At 61.8% G+C, this 18,106-nt stretch carries 14 protein-coding genes and 1 pseudogene; 3 read left to right on the forward strand and 12 right to left on the reverse strand.

Annotated features, from left to right (window positions below; all coding sequences use genetic code 11):
• Positions 1-386: 386 nt before the first annotated feature.
• Both ABF990_RS07435 and ABF990_RS07440 read right to left on the reverse strand, forming a co-directional pair.
• Complete coding sequence (locus ABF990_RS07435; RefSeq protein ID WP_415500573.1) at positions 387-770, reverse strand: RNase A-like domain-containing protein; 384 nt, start codon at positions 768-770, stop codon at positions 387-389.
• A 39-nt stretch (positions 771-809) separates the two neighbouring features.
• Positions 810-1,136 (reverse strand): annotated as a pseudogene (locus ABF990_RS07440) (hypothetical protein); the annotation flags it as partial.
• 775 nt (positions 1,137-1,911) lie between these two features.
• On the opposite strand from ABF990_RS07440, the gene ABF990_RS07445 reads away from it, so the two are divergent.
• Positions 1,912-2,898 carry a helix-turn-helix transcriptional regulator gene (locus ABF990_RS07445; RefSeq protein WP_415500561.1) on the forward strand — a complete coding sequence of 329 codons (987 nt, stop codon included), beginning with the start codon at positions 1,912-1,914 and terminating at the stop codon, positions 2,896-2,898.
• Here the strand turns inward: ABF990_RS07445 and ABF990_RS07450 are convergent.
• The 4 genes from ABF990_RS07450 to ABF990_RS07465 form a co-directional block, all read right to left on the reverse strand.
• A complete protein-coding gene (locus ABF990_RS07450) occupies positions 2,888-3,712 on the reverse strand; it encodes a sulfotransferase family protein (RefSeq protein ID WP_415500562.1) in 825 nt (274 codons plus the stop codon). The genes ABF990_RS07445 and ABF990_RS07450 overlap by 11 nt on opposite strands.
• A 416-nt stretch (positions 3,713-4,128) precedes the next feature.
• Complete coding sequence (locus ABF990_RS07455) at positions 4,129-5,643, reverse strand: aldehyde dehydrogenase family protein (protein ID WP_415491540.1); 1,515 nt, start codon at positions 5,641-5,643, stop codon at positions 4,129-4,131.
• Positions 5,644-5,685: 42 nt separating this feature from the next.
• Positions 5,686-6,975 (reverse strand): NAD(P)/FAD-dependent oxidoreductase, encoded by a 1,290-nt coding sequence (locus tag ABF990_RS07460; RefSeq protein ID WP_415491541.1) that lies wholly within the window; start codon positions 6,973-6,975, stop codon positions 5,686-5,688.
• A 243-nt stretch (positions 6,976-7,218) separates the two neighbouring features.
• Complete coding sequence (locus ABF990_RS07465) at positions 7,219-8,832, reverse strand: APC family permease (RefSeq protein WP_415491542.1); 1,614 nt, start codon at positions 8,830-8,832, stop codon at positions 7,219-7,221.
• A 476-nt stretch (positions 8,833-9,308) separates the two neighbouring features.
• On the opposite strand from ABF990_RS07465, the gene ABF990_RS07470 reads away from it, so the two are divergent.
• Both ABF990_RS07470 and ABF990_RS07475 read left to right on the forward strand, forming a co-directional pair.
• Positions 9,309-10,313: a 4-hydroxyproline epimerase gene (locus ABF990_RS07470; RefSeq protein WP_415506537.1), complete on the forward strand. Its 1,005-nt coding sequence runs from the start codon at positions 9,309-9,311 to the stop codon at positions 10,311-10,313.
• Between the two features lie 89 nt (positions 10,314-10,402).
• Positions 10,403-11,416: a GntR family transcriptional regulator gene (locus ABF990_RS07475; RefSeq protein ID WP_415500564.1), complete on the forward strand. Its 1,014-nt coding sequence runs from the start codon at positions 10,403-10,405 to the stop codon at positions 11,414-11,416.
• A gap of 249 nt (positions 11,417-11,665) precedes the next feature.
• On the opposite strand, the gene ABF990_RS07480 is transcribed toward ABF990_RS07475, so the two are convergent.
• The 6 genes from ABF990_RS07480 to ABF990_RS07505 form a co-directional block, all read right to left on the reverse strand.
• Complete coding sequence (locus ABF990_RS07480) at positions 11,666-12,364, reverse strand: M24 family metallopeptidase (protein ID WP_415500565.1); 699 nt, start codon at positions 12,362-12,364, stop codon at positions 11,666-11,668.
• A gap of 174 nt (positions 12,365-12,538) precedes the next feature.
• Positions 12,539-13,027 carry an OsmC family protein gene (locus tag ABF990_RS07485; RefSeq protein WP_415500566.1) on the reverse strand — a complete coding sequence of 163 codons (489 nt, stop codon included), beginning with the start codon at positions 13,025-13,027 and terminating at the stop codon, positions 12,539-12,541.
• Between the two features lie 48 nt (positions 13,028-13,075).
• Positions 13,076-14,284 carry an NAD(P)/FAD-dependent oxidoreductase gene (locus ABF990_RS07490; protein WP_415500567.1) on the reverse strand — a complete coding sequence of 403 codons (1,209 nt, stop codon included), beginning with the start codon at positions 14,282-14,284 and terminating at the stop codon, positions 13,076-13,078.
• A gap of 3 nt (positions 14,285-14,287) precedes the next feature.
• Entirely contained in the window at positions 14,288-15,106 is an 819-nt protein-coding gene (locus tag ABF990_RS07495; RefSeq protein WP_415500568.1) for an NAD-dependent epimerase/dehydratase family protein, read from the reverse strand.
• 7 nt (positions 15,107-15,113) lie between these two features.
• Positions 15,114-16,442, reverse strand: a complete 1,329-nt coding sequence (locus ABF990_RS07500) for a pyridoxal phosphate-dependent aminotransferase (RefSeq protein WP_415491550.1) — start codon at positions 16,440-16,442, stop codon at positions 15,114-15,116.
• A gap of 2 nt (positions 16,443-16,444) precedes the next feature.
• Positions 16,445-18,085: a hydantoinase B/oxoprolinase family protein gene (locus ABF990_RS07505; RefSeq protein WP_415500569.1), complete on the reverse strand. Its 1,641-nt coding sequence runs from the start codon at positions 18,083-18,085 to the stop codon at positions 16,445-16,447.
• Positions 18,086-18,106: the final 21 nt, after the last annotated feature.

Genomic DNA, 18,106 nt, shown 5'->3' on the forward strand with positions numbered 1-18,106 from the left:
CCTTCTCGATCGGACTCTACTTTAAAATGGTTACATTTCCGGGGGGCACGTCACTTCGCTTGCATCAAATTTTTCTTTGAAATCTGCACAGCCAGACAGGGCTGTGAGCAAGCAACAAGAAAGGAAAGCAGATATAATTTTCTTGGCCATTTTTTTCATTTCTCTTGAACGCAAAGGGGAGCATAAAATTTATGCTCCCAACGTCGCTTTTTGGCGTCAAGTTTTTGAAAAAGCAATATCGTTTCGAAGGATATCCGCCATATTTCCCTTGCAGGGATTATTTTTATTTTGTTGCGATACCGTTTTATAACTGAAAAAGAAAAGAGGGCGAAAGGAGACTGTATTTTTGATATTTTTTACATAAGGAAACCATGTCGCGCATGTTGTCATTGGTACAGTTTGACAGTGTGGATATAATAGATCATCCCATTATATTCTCTTCTGACAATTGTAACGCGGATACGTCGCGCAGTCCTGCGTTGCCGATTGGCACTCCCGATAACGACAGCCCCCTTTCCAGAGATATATCCTTCAAGATCCAGCCGAGCACCTGTCCCTGCGTCCACAAGCCAGCCATCGATTTTATCAGAATTATCTATAAGCACCGGGTGAATGATACATTCCGCTTCGTCCTTCGATGTGAAGAATGAAACAGAATTACGCTTTTCCTTCGTAATCCGCTGCTCGATATAAGTATCTGTCAGATCAACATGTTTTCGTAGCACGTAACCGCCCACCACGCGATTATGTGATTCAGCTTCGTCAGTCATCGACCACGATGACAAATACCCTCCTGTGTCGGCTCGGGGTAAATTTCTGCCCGCCTGCACTTCCGGGTCATTTTCAAAAGCATTCAGAACAGCAGACCAGAATGCCCGCAAGTCTGCAAAGCGTCCCCACTCAGGTGGTTCATCAGGCTCAGCTGTAGGGTTTATACCAAGCACAACCCGACTGACATGCTCGATATCTTCATCGCAATAGGTCAGACAAAGCCTTAATTCGTCTATCGCTTGTATTTTGAACAACAGACCCCGCGTTTCCGGGTCGTCCTGAATAACTTCACGTAGTGTATCGCCAAAAGTATCGGCATCTTCGCCGAAAGCACCGCTACCAAGGTCGGCCAGACGAGGAAACATATCAAGAATATCGTCACCGCTAGAGTTTAACAGTTTTTCCATATCATATTATCCTATAATAGTTTTTTTAAAAATTGTAACATGGATACGTCAAACAGCCTTGCCATTATGACGCAGAACCGCTTGAGATCAAGCATTGCCGATCGATAATGGAAAAGAATATTTTGGTTAATAGACGCTCCTGAGAGGACGCTGGTAAGTTGATATTCGTTCATGAAAAATGTCAGAACAAGATTCCGGCTGGTATCTGGTATAGCGTGCCCTGAATACTGATACAAAAAGCGTGCCAAGGGCGACGGTGTTTATGTGTGGCATGAATAATGCGCGCTGTACCTTATGCCATAACGCTTTTAGGGAATCACGGTTCTGTGGAGAAATCCCGGTCAATCAGGCTCATGCTCAGAACTGTCGTGAAGATAGCAAAAGCTGTCTGCGAATACAAAATTGAAAACGGGCCGATCTATTCAAATCAATATCTGGTTTTGTATAATTTTCAGCCGGACGCGGATATGCTGGACAGACGGCAAAACTGCTCTTTGTTCAATGAAGAATAAAAATCACATAATATGTCGATAGTGCCTCCATCGTTATATTTCTTGATTTGCGAGATTACGATTTATCTTTCTTTGTGGCGCAGTTACCACAAGGAAGAGTTCATGATTCTCTCCACGCCTGATGCCATACAAACTCCCCTGCGGACAAGATATGTCAGATGCCTGATGGTATTGTCCACGATGGAAAACGACCACGCAAGATTGGCCGGGATGCGTGATAAATGGTAAAGACACCCCCCGAGACGGCACGCGGCTACGACCCCGGCGATACAATCTCGGCACAGAGCGTGTATACCGGCTCCGATGCGGCCGAAGCTCTGCCTGCCGTCGTGACGATCAACGCTCATACCCAGCTTATTGCTCTGAATATCGGTATTCGTATCCTGTACTGGCAGTCCGCGACGGAAAAAGACTTCCGTTATTCGGTTCGCCACGACGATGATCTGATCTATTTCGGAGCCTATACCGATGGTAGCGCACGCCTGGAGGCCCGCTGCCATGACGGGCTTGCCTCGTACGACACCCAAGGTGGTTGCGATGACGCCTATGTCGCCTATCGCCCTGGATGTCTGATCGATTTCACCAAGACTGCGGGGGCAGGGTCTGGCGTTACAGTCGCCATCAGCCCGTCCATGCTCGCCGAGTTGTCAGCCGAAGACGCAACAGTTCTGGACCGACGCCTGCGTTCGGGGCACTGCTTCAATCAGATCCGGGGAAGCCGGGACCTTCTGGGACTGGCAGGCAGCCTGAGAGCGGCACGCACCCGCACGACGCCGGGTACCCAACTGCAGATGCTGGGCGGGAGCCTCTCTTTCATGGGGCTGCTGGTCGAACAGATTTTCGGGCCTGACGAAACGCCGACACGTCTTTCCCGCGCCGAGAGCAGACGCCTGCAGAATGTCCGCGATTTCCTGTTTGCCGATCTTGCCGCCCCACCCCGGCTTGATCTTCTCGCGCGTCAGGCGGGCATGAGCGTCTCACGCCTGCAACGTGGTTTCCGGCTCCTGTTTGGCAGTAGCGTTTATGCCCTGTTCCAGAAGGAAAGGATGGACGAAGCACGTCGCCTGTTGCTTGCCGATGACCAGTCCATTCTCAGCATTGCAACCGCGCTGGGTTACACCAATCCGGGGCATTTTTCGGCTGCTTTCCGCAAACAGTTCGGAATCAACCCGTCCGAACTGAGACGCACGGCACGATTCAGGCGATAACAGCCGCCCCCCTGTTGAGTTTGGATTCACGCCAGAACATCTGGTGCGCAAGCCTTTCCACAACATAGGGGGGCAGCGTCAGCACATGCCCCGTCGCCGCCACGCGGGGGCGGACATCATGCAGACCCGGTGTGCCAAGTGCTGTGTCAAAGGATGACGTGTCCAGTCCTTTCACATGCTCCGGGTCATAGGAAAATGCGCTCAGTCCAAGACATGTTCCCAATTTTGCCAGGACACTACAGGGATCATGAACGAGACGGTCGTAATCGACCACAATAATGCGATCCGCACAGGGGCCGAAAAACACGTCATTCATCAGCCGCCAGGCGTAACCAAATGCGCCATCCCGAGACATCAGATAGTCGATCCGGTCATGCTGGGTGGCACGATGAGCAATCGGAACCAGCCTGGAGCGTAAAAGAGGGTCACGCGCAATAAGCCGTTCGAAAGAATTCAGGATCCAGACCGGATCTCTTACGCAGCAGATCACTTTCGCACCGGGGTAAAGCGCGGCAAGAAGCGGGACATGGGCGCACCATTCGCGGCTGACATCGACAAGAACCGGTTTGTCATGCGAACCGGCATGGTAGCCTTCGACCACACCCCGCATAAGCCGCTGCCATTGACCGTCATGAAACTCCGTTTCGTATTCTCCCTCGCTCATCACCGACATCAGACGGACCAGCATGGGTGCGACGGGTGTATTATGCCCCGGTGCATGAACATCGGGATGTTGGCGCAGGAGAGCCGCCAACAGGGTTGATCCCGAACGAGGAAGCCCGGAGATAACATGAAGAGTGCGAGATACTGTCATGCCTGCATGCTTAGCCGCCTCGATAGGTGGCATCTTCCCGGAAACGGGATTTACGTACCCCGATCCGGTCTTTCGGCACGGAACAGGAATGGCCCCAGGTCATCCCGTGTTCACCGGGTGTCGCGCCGGCCGAAAAATCGCGGGGGTCCTGCTTCTGGCGCAGGCCCTGTCTTCCGCGCTACGCGCCGCTGCCGGGATATCCGGCCAGAAGGCAAGTATCACATGAGTGAAGTGGCGCGGGACCGGATAGCACTTTTCGGGCGCATCAATGCGCACTGTGGAAACCAGCGGGGCTATCTGGACGGCTTGCCAGGAGGCCGCGACAGCCTGGAGCGGACACGTGCAACGCAAAACGGCGCAGGAGGAAACCTCCTGCGCCGTTCATGTCTTTTACCGGGTCTGGCTTATGGTAAGGGTCAGCCCACGTCGAACTTCACGCCCTGGGCCAGAGGCAGCGTGCGCCCGTAATTGACCGTGTTGGTCTGGCGGCGCATGTAGCCTTTCCATGCATCGGAGCCGGATTCACGCCCGCCACCGGTTTCCTTTTCACCCCCGAAGGCACCGCCAATTTCCGCACCCGAGGGGCCGATATTCACGTTGGCGATCCCGCAGTCGGACCCGGCGGCGGAAATATACTGCTCAAGCTCCCGCACGTCGGTGGTGAAGATGGAGGACGACAGGCCCTGCACCACGTCGTTCTGCAAGGCAATGGCCTGTTCCAGCGTGTCGTATTTCAGAACATACAGGATGGGGGCAAAGGTTTCTTCCAGCACGGGGCCGGTCTGTGCGGACATTTCCACCAGCGCCGGGCGCACGTAGAACGAGGCCGCGCCATTCACGTCAACCCGTTCGCCACCGCACACCACGCCACCGGCGGCCTTTGCGGCCCCAAGGCTTTCCTGCATGGCGTTGAACGAGGCTTCGTCGATCAACGGGCCGACAAGGGCGTCGGACGTCAGCGGGCTGCCGACGCTGATCGCGCCGTACACCTGCTTGAGGCGCGGCACCAGCGTGTCATACACGGAGGAATGCACGATCAGGCGACGCAGCGTGGTGCAGCGCTGGCCCGCCGTGCCCATGGCGCCAAAGGCCACGGCGCGCAGGGTCATGTCCAGATCGGCAGAAGGCGTGACGATGGAGGCATTGTTGCCGCCCAGTTCCAGAATGGCGCGGCCGAAGCGACGGGCCACGGCCCCGCCCACGGCGCGGCCCATACGGGTGGACCCGGTGGCGGAAATAACCGGCACGCGGCTGTCATCGACAAGCTGGCGACCGATATCGGCCCCGCCGATCAGCAGCCCGCTCAGCCCCGCGGGCACGCCGCCGAAAGCTTCCGCCGCTTTTTCGAACAGCGCCTGGGTGGCCAGTGCGGTCAGCGGGGTTTTTTCGGACGGTTTCCAGACGATGGAATCGCCACAGACCAGAGCCAGAGCCGCATTCCACGACCACACGGCAACCGGGAAGTTGAAGGCCGAGATAATGCCCACGACACCCATGGGGTGCCACTGTTCCATCAGCCGGTGTTCGGGACGTTCGGACTGGATGGTCAGGCCGTAAAGCTGGCGGGACAGACCGACCGCGAAATCGCAGATATCGATCATTTCCTGCACTTCGCCCAGACCTTCGGACACCACCTTGCCCGCCTCGATCGAGACCAGGCGGCCCAGCAGGTCCTTGTTGTCGCGCAGGACATTGCCCAGCAGGCGCACCAGTTCGCCCCGGCGCGGCGCGGGCACGGTACGCCATGCCTTGAACGCCTCTGTCGCCTCCGCAATGACCGTATCGGCCTGGGCTGCGGACACTTCGGGCACATGGGCGATGATCTCGCCCGTGACAGGGGTGCGCACGGCCAGCGTACCGCCGGTATAGGCACTTTCGGGCACGCCCAGCTTATGGAAAATGCTTTTCACGTCGTGTTGGATCGAACTCATGACTTCTCGGCTTTCGTGGAAAAAACTTGGTCGGCTCAGGACTTAGAGACGGTCGGAAATGGCATGCACGGCAACGGACCCGTGGGCGTACATGTGTTCCTGCAACGCACGCCGGGGCACGGATGCGGTGGGGGTTACAGGCAGGGGCATGTCGTCATCGCCCAGCTCCCCGCAGATACGGCGGGCCAGCACACGGCCGAATGCAGTCCCCGTGGAAATGCCACGGCCGTTATAACCGCTCAGGGACAGCACCGTGTCATCGAACCTGTGGTAGCGCGGCACGGAATCGGTGGTCATGCCGATGGTGCCGTACCATTCGCTCTCGAACCCTTCATGGGCCAGTTCGGGGTAGAGTCTGGCCAGCACCCGGCGGGACCAGTCATGGTGCACCTTGCGCGCCACACCCTTGAGCGCGCCAATGCTGCCCACGATCAGCCGCCCCGCCCGGTCCAGGCGGAAGGATGTCAGAACCTCGCGCGTGTCCCAGGCACCCTGGCGGTCGGGCAGCACGCGGGACAACTGGTCCGCCGAAAGCGGGCGCGTGGCGAAGTTGAAATACGGCAGGGCAACCACCTCTTCGCGCAGTTCGGTCCAGGGGGCGACCGTATAGGCGTTGGTGGCGACAATGACCCATTTGGCCCGCACCGTGCCACCCGGCGTGCGCACATGCCAGGTTTCGCCCACTTTCTCGGCCCCGGTCACGGGGGTTCCGGTGTAGATGGCAGCACCCGCGGCCTGTGCGGCACCGGCCAGCCCGCGCGCATAGGACAGCGGCTGGATGGTGCCCGCGCGCATGTCCAGCAACGCGCCGCGATACAGGGATGTGCCGGTCTGCCGCCGTGTCTGCGCCGCGTCCAGCAGGCGCACGGGGGCACCCAGGCGCTGCCACTGGCGTTCGCGCTCGCCAAGGGCCTTGAGCCCGGCGGCGTCAGGCGCGCAGTGCAGCGTGCCGGTATGTTCGGCCTCGCAATCCAGGCCGAAACGTTCCACGATCTTGAACACCAGATCCGGCCCGTGGCCCAGCAGGGTCAGCACCCGCGCGCCGTATTTGGGGCCAAGGGTCTCGAACACTTCGGACGGCATGTTCCACAGGGCCGCGTTCACCAGCCCGACATTGCGGCCCGACCCGCCATACCCGATGGCCTTCGCTTCCAGCACGGCCACGCTGCGCCCGGCGGACGCCAGATGCAGGGCGGCTGACAGGCCGGTATAGCCCGCCCCCACCACCACCACATCGACAGTGCTGTCTTGCGACAGGGGCGCGGTCAGCGGGGCGGCGCAGGCACTCTGCCCCCATAAACCGTGACTGCGAGGATCATCCGTAATGCTCATTGCTTTCCGCCACGTTCCTATTGTCAGACACAAACCACAAAAACAGGGCCCGCCACACGGACGGCACCCCTACGGATGGCCGGCACGCCGCCACCTGACCCGCCCCGCCCGGTGGACCGGTCCATCGGGGGGCGGGGGCATGGCAGGCAGCTTCGCCCAGACTGTTCTTTGTGCAAAACAATGTTCACCCATGAGGTCATTCCAATTTGGAATGACCTGCCGGGGATGGCGCGAAAACGCGCCTTACTGCACGCCAATGGTGGCGCGCACGGCCTCTGCCTGGGCGTGTATGATCACTTCTTCTTCCTCCGCAAGGCCCGTATCGCGGTGGGCGGTACGAACCCCGATGGCATAGATCGCCCAGGCGAACAGCGCCACCGCCACATCGTCCAGCGGGTGGGGGATAAGGTTCAGCCCCTCGAACGACCCCACGCGCGAGAAGGCCAGAAGCCCCGCGAAATACGCAATGACCCAGCCGCAGCTGCGCAGGTCCTCGCGGCAGTCGATTTTCTGCACCAGGTGGCGCACCAGCACCGAACCGGCAATGAAAATAAGCTGGAGGCTGAGCAGCCAGGACAGGATGGTCCAGCCCGACCAGAAAATAATGAGCGTGGCGACAATGAACGCCACCGGCCCGACAAAGCCCATGAACGGCACCTGGAAAGGCCGGGCCAGATCGGGGTTGGTGCGCCGCAGGGCGCCTGCGGCAACGGGGGTGAAGGTGTAGCTCATGACCAGGGCGGAGGACACGACGCCGATCAGCGCATCCCACGAGGGGAAAGGCAGCATCCAGAACACGCTCAGCCCGAAGGTCAGCAGCACGGCGCGGCGGGGGCTGTTGGTCTTGGGGTCCAGCTTGGCGAACCAGGAACTGAACGTGCCGGTCTGCGCCCAGGCGAACACCACGCGCGAACACGACCCCATGTAGATATTGCCCGTGCCGGAGGGGGAAATAATAGCGTCCAGCACCACGCACGAAGCCAGCCAGCCCAGCCCCAGCATGACGGCCAGGTCATGGAACGGCAGCGACAGCGCGCGGTTTACGCCGTGCCAGCCATCGGTCAGCAGGCTGGGGGGCACGGCGCCCACGAACACGAACTGCAACAGCACATAAACCAGCGCGGCCATGACCACCGACAGCATGAGCGCGAGCGGAATGGTGCGCTGGGGGTCCTTGGCCTCACCCGCCACGGCCACGATGGGTGTCAGGCCCAGATAGGCGAAAATGATGCCGCCGGTGGAAATGGCGGTCTCGAGGCTCTGCCAGCCATGGGGGGCAAAGCCGTGGCTGTGGAAGTTGTCGCCCCGCACATACATGAACAGGCACACGATCACGAGCGAGGGCACCACGAACTTGAAAATGGTGATGATGTTGTTGAAGACCGCGAAGGTCTTGACCGTGGACATGTTCAGCTTGGCCATGAAACACAGGGCCGCGAACTGCACGAACCAGCCCAGCAGCGTGGGGTCGCCCGCGACGTTGCGGGTCAGCCCCGGAATCCAGGACCCGGCATACTGGCGCGCGGCCACGATTTCCACCGAAGTCAGGCTGGAATAGGCGATAACCGTGATAAACCCGAGCAGGGAGCCCAGAAGCGGGCCATGGGCATAAGCCGGGTAGCGCACGATGCCGCCCGCCTTGGGCAGGGCGGCGGACAGTTCGCAATACACCAGCCCCAGGAAGAAGACCGCAACACCCCCCGCCAGCCAGGAAAAAATACTGGCAGGCCCGGCAAGGGCCGCCACATGCGATGCGGCGAACAGCCACCCCGACCCGAACATGGACCCGAAACCAAGCAGGGTCAGGTCCACCAGGGACAGGGACCGCTTGAAGGATACTTCCTGCGATTGCTGCATTACCGACACCTCATTCCTCAACATCCCCTGCCTCGAATGGCGCTCCGTATGGTGCTCCCGGGCGAGCGCGTGCGGGTGGCCCCGACATGCGCCGCTGGAATACGATCCACCGGGATATGCTTCACCATGGGCCTGCCGGAGCAGACCCGCATGGAAAACCCCATAACGATCCGTGCGATCACCGTGGCGATCCTGACTGGTGCCGCGCGGCAGGCCGCACGGCGTTCTTGTCCCGGCCGCGTTCTGCCACAGAACACGCGCGCGAGGCCACCCCCACGTCATCGGGCGGGGTGGTGCTGGCTGGTTCCGGTCGGAGAGATTTTTCCTTCCGGTTTAATTTCGTTTATCGTATACGAATCGTTATCGAAATCAAGATGCGGGACAGGCAGGGGCGGCGCACGCCCGTACCGGCTGGCCCACAGTCTGACCCCACAGGCTGGCACTGCCCCGCCACACCCCAATGCAAGGACAGAACCGTGCGCCATACATTTTTCTGCGTAGACGGACATACGGCCGGCAACCCCGTTCGCCTTGTGGCGGGTGGAGCGCCCCTGCTGGCCGGCTCCTCCATGAGCGAAAGACGCCAGGATTTTCTCAACCGTTTCGACTGGATCCGCACCGGGCTGTGCTTTGAACCGCGCGGCCATGACATGATGAGCGGCGGCTTTCTCTACCCCCCCACGCGGGAGGATACGGATGGCGGCATCCTGTTCATAGAAACCAGCGGCTGCCTGCCCATGTGCGGGCATGGCACCATAGGGCTTGTCACCTTCGCGCTGGAAAACGGACTGCTGACCCCGCGCACGCCGGGCAGCCTGAAGCTGGAAGTGCCCGCCGGGATCATTGACATTACCTACACCACCGAGGGCAAGCGCGTCAGCAGCGTGACCATCCGCAACGTGCCCGCCTGGGTGGCTAAAACGGGGATCGAGATCGACGTGCCCGGCTTCGGCCCGCTGACTGTCGACGTGTCCTATGGCGGCAATTTCTACGCCATTGTGGAACCCCAGGGGCCCTACACGACGCTGGACGCGCTGGGTGCGGGCAAAATCCTTGAACTCAGCCCCATTATCCGCACCCTCGTGCGTGAGAAATACACCCCCGTCCACCCGCTGGATTCCACCATTGCCGGGGTCAGCCACGTTCTGTGGGCCGAACCGGGGGCCAACCCGGCCACACAGGGCCGCAACGCCGTCTTTTACGGGGACAAGGCCATAGACCGCAGCCCCTGCGGCACTGGCACATCGGCCCGGCTGGCGCATCTGTGGCACAAGGGCATCGTGCGTGAAGACCAGGCCGAAGCCTTTACACATCAGAGCTATATCAAAAGCGAGTTCAAGGGCCGCATTGGCGGCACCACCACAGTGGGCGACACGCCCGCCATTATTCCGCTGATTACCGGCTCGGCCATAGCCACCGGCTTCAACACCATCTGGATCGACCGTGACGACCGGTTCTGGCAGGGCTTTCAGGTTACCTGAACGCAGCACCGCGCCGGGTGGTTGTCCCGCCTGCGGGCGCCCACCCGGGCCAGACCGGGGATACAGACTGAAAAAAGGGGCATTGCGCCATGAACCGCCAGCAACCGGGCCATTCCCCCGCCAGTGCCGCAAGCCAGCCCATGGCGGCCCGGCCGGAACGCCCGGCCCGGCTGGCCACCCGCAGGCGCACGCAGCCCCCGCCCCGCGCCCCCGGCGGGGAAAAGGCCGAAGAACACAGCGAACAGGCCCCCGAACAGACCCGTCACGCCACGCACGACCAAGCAGGGGAACGTGGCGTGGAAAACAGCGCCCGTGACACACAACACTATGGCGCGCGGCACAGCACGGCGGGTACTGGCATGGCGGGTAATGGCACAGCGGGCACTGGCGCGGCCGGTCTTGCGGGACCAGGTGCCGCACGGGCTGGCACGGCAGGCGCACGGGCGGGCCTGCTCAATACCCGTTCCCTGCCCGACCAGCTTTTTCACCTGTTGCGCGCGCGCATTGTCTCGGGCGAACTGGCCGATGGCGAACCCATTCGCCAGGACACGCTGGCGGCGGAATTCGGGATCAGCAAAATTCCGCTGCGCGAGGCTCTGGCCCGGCTGGAACAGGACGGGCTGGTGGCGTCCTACGTCAACCGCGGCTTTGTCGTGACCGCCATGACACTGGCCGAAGCGGACGAGGTGTTTACCCTGCGCGCCAAGCTGGAACCCGACGCCGCCGTGGCGGGCAGCCTGCGGGCGACCGAGGCCGACCACGACCGCGCACGCGCCGCGTTTACCGCCTTCAGCACCGCCCCGGCGGAAGAAAGGGCCGAACGCAACAGGGCTTTTCACCTCTGCCTGATCCGCCCCGGCGTGGGGGAGCTGACATACCGGCTGGTGGAACGCCTGAACGTGATCGCGGAACGCTACGTGCTGTTCCACCTTGCCCCGCCAACCCGCCCGCAAACGGCCAATGCCGAGCACAAGCACCTGCTGGACCTGTGGCTGAACCGGCAGGAACAGGCCCTGGCCGCGTTTGCCTACAACCATATCGACGCCACACACCAGGACCTGCTACGCGACATGCAGGCCCGCAGGGCCGCCACCCGCCGCTGAAAAGACTTTGGTAAAAACCGAGTTTTCCATAGCTGCACTACCATGACGGGTGGTCGTGCAGGCGCCGTTCCGTCGCAACGCCTCATGGACTGTCTAAAAAACACCATAGCACCGGGCGCAACCGGGCCGGTTGGGTTCTGAATGCGTGGTCCCTGAAGCTTTTTGAAAAAAAGCGTCACCAAAAATTTTAACGTTTATCGAATGTTTCGCAGGCCCGGTGCTGAAACTGCCCCAATGGGGCAGCGCCGTTCATGCGGTCAGGAGCTGTTCGTAAAACCCGCCAATCTGTTTTGCGCGGTCTACAAGGTGAATTTCCAGAATCCAGTGCAACTGTCGCCCGCTGGCATCCACCCCGCGCAGGCGTGTGGTGCTGCCGGGCATGATGTAGGACGCAACCCGGTCACCGGGTATGACCTCATGCGGGAAATCGCCTACCAGGTGCCCGGCAATGCCGCCCCCGAACTGCCACCCCGCACGCTGCGCCGCCGCACAGGCGCGGGCGTACAAATCCTCCCCCGTCATGTCGGGGTGGGTGTCGAATTCAGCCCGCACCTGCTCGAACACGGGCTGGAGCGAATCACGCAGGCGCAGCTTGTCGGGGTCGTTGCCCAGCACGAAGGTGCGGCCGAAATCGGCCTCCCACTCATCAAACACAGGGCCGAGGTCGACAAACAGGATGTCGTCCGCGGTTATGGTCCTGTCCGGGGCGTTTTCCACATAGGGCAGCAGCGTATGCGGTCCCGACCGCACCACACGGCGGTGCCAGTGGCTGGCCACCCCGAAACGGGCCTCCGCCATGGCGTAGATCTCCTCGCTCAGGGCTGCTTCGGTCACACCGGGACGCACCAGTTCACGCCCGATCATGTCGAACAGGGCTACCGCCTTGTTCTGCGCGGCCAGCAGGGACGCGGCCCGGCCTGCGTCATCAGGGTGAGGTGTTGCGGTCATGGGGGGTCTTTCGCTGTGTCAGACGTATCGAACCCCAATGCACGGCCCCTGTCCAGTCCAGTTCAGTCCGGTGTAGCCAGGCCCGGCCAAGCCCGGTCAGGCGCGCCACCGGTCCCGGAGCCGCCTGCACTGCATCCCCTGCACTACATCCCCTGCGCCACCCCCGGGCCGCGCTCAGCCGGGCGTGGCGTCCTGCACGGTCAGGACAGGGGCAACCGTTACGGGAAAATTCATGGAGCGGGCAATAAAGCACATGGCATGGGCCTTGTGGTGCAGTGCGGTCGCCATGGCCGGGTCGGATGTGGCGGTAATCGTCACATGGGGGTGCAGTTCCACGGCGGTAAACTGGCCTGCGCCGTCGGGTTGTTCCTCCATGCTGCCTTCAGCCCGGTCCTCGTACGCAAGCACGACAACCCCCGCCTGCGCGCACAGGCCCAGATACCAGAGCTTGTGGCAGGCCGATAATGACGCCACCAGCAGTTCCTCGGGGTTCCAGCGGGTGGCGTCGCCCCGGAACGCAGGGTCGGACGACCCGGCAATGGCGGGCTTGCCGGGTACGCTCATCACATGGTCGCGCGCATAGGTGCTGTATTGTGCAGTACCGTCCCCGGTATTGCCGGTCCATACCACCTGCACGCCATACCGGTGCTGCCTGCCCGCCATTACTGTCCCTTTCAGGCCAGCGGGCAGCATGCACCGAAGGCCGTTTTTTCAGATCACCGCTTCTTCCACAAAGGGTTCGCCCTTGACCACGCGGGCATACCCCAGCGGGGACAGGTCAAGTGCCCGGTATTCACCATACAGAATCTGCTCGGACAGGCCACGCCCGATGGCGGGGGACTGTTGCAGGCCATGACCGCTGAAGCCGTTGGCGAACAGGAAGTTCGTCACCTCCGGGTGGGGGCCGACAATCACGTTATGGTCCAGCGTGCAGTAGTCGTAATGCCCGGCCCAGGACCGGATGACCTTGAGCGATTCAAAAACCGGAACGCGTTCGGCCAGCACAGGCCAGATCTCGTTTTCGAATTCGTCATGGGCGATATCGAAATCATCCGGGTCGACCGCAGGGTCCGGGTCGGGTTCGGTCCCCATGAGGAAATACTGCCCCTCGGGCCGGAAGAACACGCCGCTGGGGTCGATGGTCAGCGGCACCTTGCCCGCCAGCTTGTCGCGGCAGTCCACCACGAACAGCGAGCGCCGCCGTGGCTCGACCGGAATGTCCAGCCCCGCCATGGCCGCAACCCGCGTGCCATGCGTGCCCGCCGCATTGACCATAACCCCGCACGACACCGTGGCCCCGCTGCGCAGGGTCAGCGCCGTAACCCGGTCGCCGTTGCGTTCAAGCCCCACGACTTCATCTTCGATATAGGTCGCACCCAGCGACCGCGCCTTGGCCCGCATGCCAAACAGCAGGCCCGTATTGTCGAACCAGCCCTCGCCACTCAGCCCGTAGCTGCCCAGTTGCAGGTCATCGGCCATCAGCCACGGAAAACGCGCGCGCAGTTCCGCCTGGTCCAGCAGCACGGTTTCGGCCCCCAGATCGGTCTGGGTTTTGCAGTTGCGGCGCAAAAGGGCCTCGGCCCGGTCGTTATTGGCCAGGAACAGGTAGCCGTTTTCATGCAGGGACAGGTCGATGCCGTCCCCCTCCACGGCGGAAATGGTCCTGAAATCGCGAATGAACTCGGCCCCGAACATGGACATCTGCACGTTCAGGGGGTTGGAGAACTGGTGGCGGATGGAACTGGATGACAGCGATGTGGCCGCCTTCTGGTAAGTCCAGTCCTTTTCGATCACCAGGATGGACCCCTTGAAATCGGGGTTGGACGCCAGAAAATACGCGGTGGCGCTGCCCACGACAGCCCCGCCCACGATCACGACATCATACGCGGCCTGCAGGTCCGGCTTGGATACGTCCGACATGGATCAGCCTTTCCGGGCAAGATCGTCAAAATGACCGGCGGCGCAGAAACTGCCGCCCTGAAAACGCACGGCGGGGTCGTTCGGGTCGCCCTGTTCCACCTGCGCCATGACCTCGGCCGCGTAATCGTCTGCGCTGTCCTGCGGCGCATACCCCAGCACGGAGGCATAGTCATTGTTCCAGAACCGCTGGCTGTTGCGCGACGTGGCAAAGCTGATCATGTGCCCCACGCGCGGCGCATCCAGACAGCAGGCCACAAGGGAGCGGAAGTCGCGATAGGACAGCCAGGTGATCAGGTGCCGCCGGTCCACGGGCTTGGGAAAACACGAGCCGATGCGCAGGCATACGCTCTCGATCCCGAACTTGTCGAAGTAATAGCGCGACAGGTCCTCGGCATAGGCCTTGGAAACACCATAGAGGCTGTCAGGTCTTTTGGGGGCATTGGCGTCTATGGTGTGGGTGCGTTCATGAAAGCCCACGGCATGGATGGAGCTGGCATAGACAATGCGGCTTACCCCGCACTGACGGGCGGCCTCATACACATTGTACGTGCCGACGATATTGGCGTTCAGCACATCCGTCCACGGCCCTTCCACCGCCTGCCCGCCCAGATGCACGATGGCGTCGCACCCGCGCACGGCCTCCAGCACCGCATCCCAGTTGCCCAGATCGGCCACCGTGCTGTCTTCATACGCGGCAAGGTCCGTTATGGCCGTGCGGTCGCTCAGGCGCAAAGCGGGGGCCAGGTCCTGGCCGGACAGGCGCAACTGCCGGCCCAGCGCACCCGCGGCACCGGTTATCAGAACTTTTTTGAATTTGCTCATGACCCGATCATCCTTTTTTCAATGTGGAGAGACACGCGACCATCGCCGCCAGGGCGGTTCGCAGGTTCTCCTCCGATGTCGCGAAAGACAGACGCAGATAATTGCCGACCCCGAAGGCCTGCCCGGGCACCACGGCCACGCCGCCTTCGTCCAGCAGGTAGTCGGCCAGGGCGATATCATCCCCGATCAGGCGGCCATCGGGCGTGTAACGGCCAAGATAGGCGCTGCATTCGGGAAAAATGTAGAACGCGCCATCCGGCGGAACCACGCGCAGTTCCGTTCCGGCCAGCCCGTCCAGCACCAGGGCGCGGCGGCGCGTATAGGCGGCCTGCGCCTCGACCAGAAAATCCTGCGGGCCGTCAAGGGCCGCGGCCGCCGCCACCTGCGAGATGGAGGACGGGCAGGTCGTGGTTTGCGATTCCAGCTTGTTCAGCGTCCTGATCAGCCCCGCCGGACCCGCCGCGTAACCCAGCCGCCAGCCGGTCATGGCATAGGCCTTGGACACGCCGTTCACCACCAGCGTGCGGTCTTTCAGCGCCGGGCACGCCTTGGGAAAGGAGCAGACCTCCACACCGTCAAAGCGGATATGCTCGTAAATCTCGTCGGACATGATGCAGACCTGCGGGTGGCGTTCAAGCACGGCCCCCAGCGCCTGCAGTTCGGCCTGCGTATACACGGCACCCGACGGGTTGGACGGGTTGTTGAGCATCAGCCAGCGTGTCTGCGGGGTAATGGCAGCCGCAAGCCGTTCGGGCGCGAGCTTGAAGTTGCTCTCCGCCCCGCAGGGCAGCAGCACCGCCTGCCCGCCATTATACTCCACCATGTCACGATAGGAGAGCCAGAAGGGGGCCGGGATCAGCACCGTGTCACCGGGGTTGAGAGACCCCATGAACAGATCGAACAGGATCTGCTTGGCACCCACGCCAACGGCAATTTCATCCGCCGTGTAGGTCAGCCCGTTTTCACGCGCGAACTTGCGGATAATGGCGTCTTTGAGCACCGCAAGGCCGGACGGGCCGGTGTAATGCGTCAACCCGCCCTGCATGGCCTCAAGCGCTGCCTGCACGATGGGGGCTGGCGTGTTGAAGTCGGGCTCGCCCAATGACAGGTCGAACACCGTGCGCCCCTGTGCGCGCAGGGCCGTCGCACGCATGGACGCGGCCATGGCGGCGGACAGGCGGATACCCGCCGTGCGCGCGTTTTCAAAACACGGGCCGGATACCGCACCGGACACCGCACCGAGCACACAGCCGGCGGTCGGGGCCGAAACCGGGCCCGAAGCCGGCGCGGCGGATACGCTGGCCGATACCGTGGCACCCGGGGCGTTGCCTGCCATGCTCATGCCCCCTGCCCCGACTGACCAACTGCCGCCACGTAGCCGTTGCTGGTGTCGTATTCCTGCCATTCGGCCGGGCGTTGCGCGGGATCACCATAACCGCCGCCACCCGGCAGGTTCAGCACCAGCCTGCGACCGGGCGGCACATCCTGCTTGCCCTTGCCGCGCAGGCGCGTGCCGTCATCCAGCGCGACCGAACCGGGTGCGCCCGCCTGCCCGCCCGCGCGGCCCAGAGCGGGGTTGTCGATCCGGTCGAACATGGCCGAGAACTGGAGTTTGTAGCCTTCGGCCGCCTCGATCTCGATCGTCTGGCCCAACCCGCCGCGATACTGCCCGGCACCGCCGGAGCCTTCGCGCAGTTCCTTGCGCCAGATAATGACCGGGCCGACATGCTCGGTCGCTTCCACGGGCATGGTATGCACCCCGCTGGGGAAGGCAGTAGCGTTCATGCCGTCCAGCGTGGGGCGCGCACCCGTGCCCCCACTGTTGAACATGAGCATTTCCGCATTGCGGCCTGTCTGGCCCGGCAGGGGGCGCAGGCTCATATGCAGGTTCCACAACGCACCAGCCCCTTCCGCCGGAACGCGGTCGGGCAGGGCCTTGTGCAGCGCACCCAGCACCAGATCGGGCACGAAATGCCCCAGCACATGCCGCACCGACACCGGAGCCGGACGCTGCGCGTTGAGAATGCAGTTATCGGGCGCGGACACGCTGAAGGGTTCGAGCGAGCCGAAATTATTGGGAATTTCCGGCGCTACGATACATTTGATCCCGTAGCACGCATACGCCATGACATAGACCAGCGGCACGTTGATACCAAAGCGGCTGGGGCCGGACGTGCCAGAAAAGTCGACATGCACGGTATCGCCCTTGATGGTCAGGGTCGCGTGCAGTTCCACCGGTTCGTCATACCCGTCAAGGCGCAGGCTGTTGGTCCACTGCCCCTGCGGCAGGGCCGCCAGCCGTTCGCGCGTGGCGCGGCCGCTATGGCCCAGAATGAACCCGCCCAGATGTTCGAGATCGGCCATGCCGAATTCGCGCATCATGTCCACAAGGCGGCTGTGGCCCGCATCGTTACAGGCGGCAAGGGCGAAGATATCGCCCACAACCTTGTCGTCCTCACGCACGTTGTTGCGCACGATATGCAGCAGCGTGTCGTTCTGCCTGCCCGCATCGAACAGTTTCATGATCGGGATGAACAGGCCTTCTTCATAGACCTCGTTCGCATCCGGCCCGAAGCCTCGGCCACCCACATCCACCACATGGGCGGTAGAGGCAAAATACCCGATCAGCCTGCCATCGAGAAAAGACGGCGTGACAACCGTGATATCGTGCAGATGGCCCGTACCCTTCCATGGATCGTTGGTGATGTACACATCACCTTCATGGATATTGTCCGGCCCGATATCGGTTATGAAATGCCCGACCGATTCCGCCATGGCGTTCACATGCCCGGGTGTGCCGGTCACGGCCTGGGCCAGCATGCGCCCGCGCACGTCGAAAATACCGGCCGACAGGTCTCCCGCCTCACGCACGGAGGTGGAAAACGCGGTGCGGATCAGGGCCTGGGCCTGTTCCTCCACCACGGAAATCAGCCGGTTCCACATCACCTGCATGTGGATATCAACAAATGTGTCCTGCATTGATGTCTGCTCCACGCTGCT

The organism is Acetobacter sp., from assembly GCF_047723915.1.
Classification (GTDB): Bacteria; Pseudomonadota; Alphaproteobacteria; order Acetobacterales; family Acetobacteraceae; genus Acetobacter.

Excerpts from the sequence above, each read along its gene's own strand:
- ABF990_RS07505 (WP_415500569.1), bottom strand. The coding sequence starts at position 18,085 with ATGCAGGACACATTTGTTGATATCCACATGCAGGTGATGTGGAACCGG.
- ABF990_RS07485 (WP_415500566.1), bottom strand. The coding sequence starts at position 13,027 with ATGGCGGGCAGGCAGCACCGGTATGGCGTGCAGGTGGTATGGACCGGC.
- ABF990_RS07455 (WP_415491540.1), bottom strand. The coding sequence starts at position 5,643 with ATGAGTTCGATCCAACACGACGTGAAAAGCATTTTCCATAAGCTGGGC.
- ABF990_RS07495 (WP_415500568.1), bottom strand. The coding sequence starts at position 15,106 with ATGAGCAAATTCAAAAAAGTTCTGATAACCGGTGCCGCGGGTGCGCTG.
- ABF990_RS07475 (WP_415500564.1), top strand. The coding sequence starts at position 10,403 with ATGAACCGCCAGCAACCGGGCCATTCCCCCGCCAGTGCCGCAAGCCAG.
- ABF990_RS07460 (WP_415491541.1), bottom strand. The coding sequence starts at position 6,975 with ATGAGCATTACGGATGATCCTCGCAGTCACGGTTTATGGGGGCAGAGT.
- ABF990_RS07445 (WP_415500561.1), top strand. The coding sequence starts at position 1,912 with ATGGTAAAGACACCCCCCGAGACGGCACGCGGCTACGACCCCGGCGAT.
- ABF990_RS07500 (WP_415491550.1), bottom strand. The coding sequence starts at position 16,442 with ATGGCAGGCAACGCCCCGGGTGCCACGGTATCGGCCAGCGTATCCGCC.
- ABF990_RS07490 (WP_415500567.1), bottom strand. The coding sequence starts at position 14,284 with ATGTCGGACGTATCCAAGCCGGACCTGCAGGCCGCGTATGATGTCGTG.
- ABF990_RS07435 (WP_415500573.1), bottom strand. The coding sequence starts at position 770 with ATGACTGACGAAGCTGAATCACATAATCGCGTGGTGGGCGGTTACGTG.
- ABF990_RS07480 (WP_415500565.1), bottom strand. The coding sequence starts at position 12,364 with ATGACCGCAACACCTCACCCTGATGACGCAGGCCGGGCCGCGTCCCTG.
- ABF990_RS07465 (WP_415491542.1), bottom strand. The coding sequence starts at position 8,832 with ATGCAGCAATCGCAGGAAGTATCCTTCAAGCGGTCCCTGTCCCTGGTG.
- ABF990_RS07450 (WP_415500562.1), bottom strand. The coding sequence starts at position 3,712 with ATGACAGTATCTCGCACTCTTCATGTTATCTCCGGGCTTCCTCGTTCG.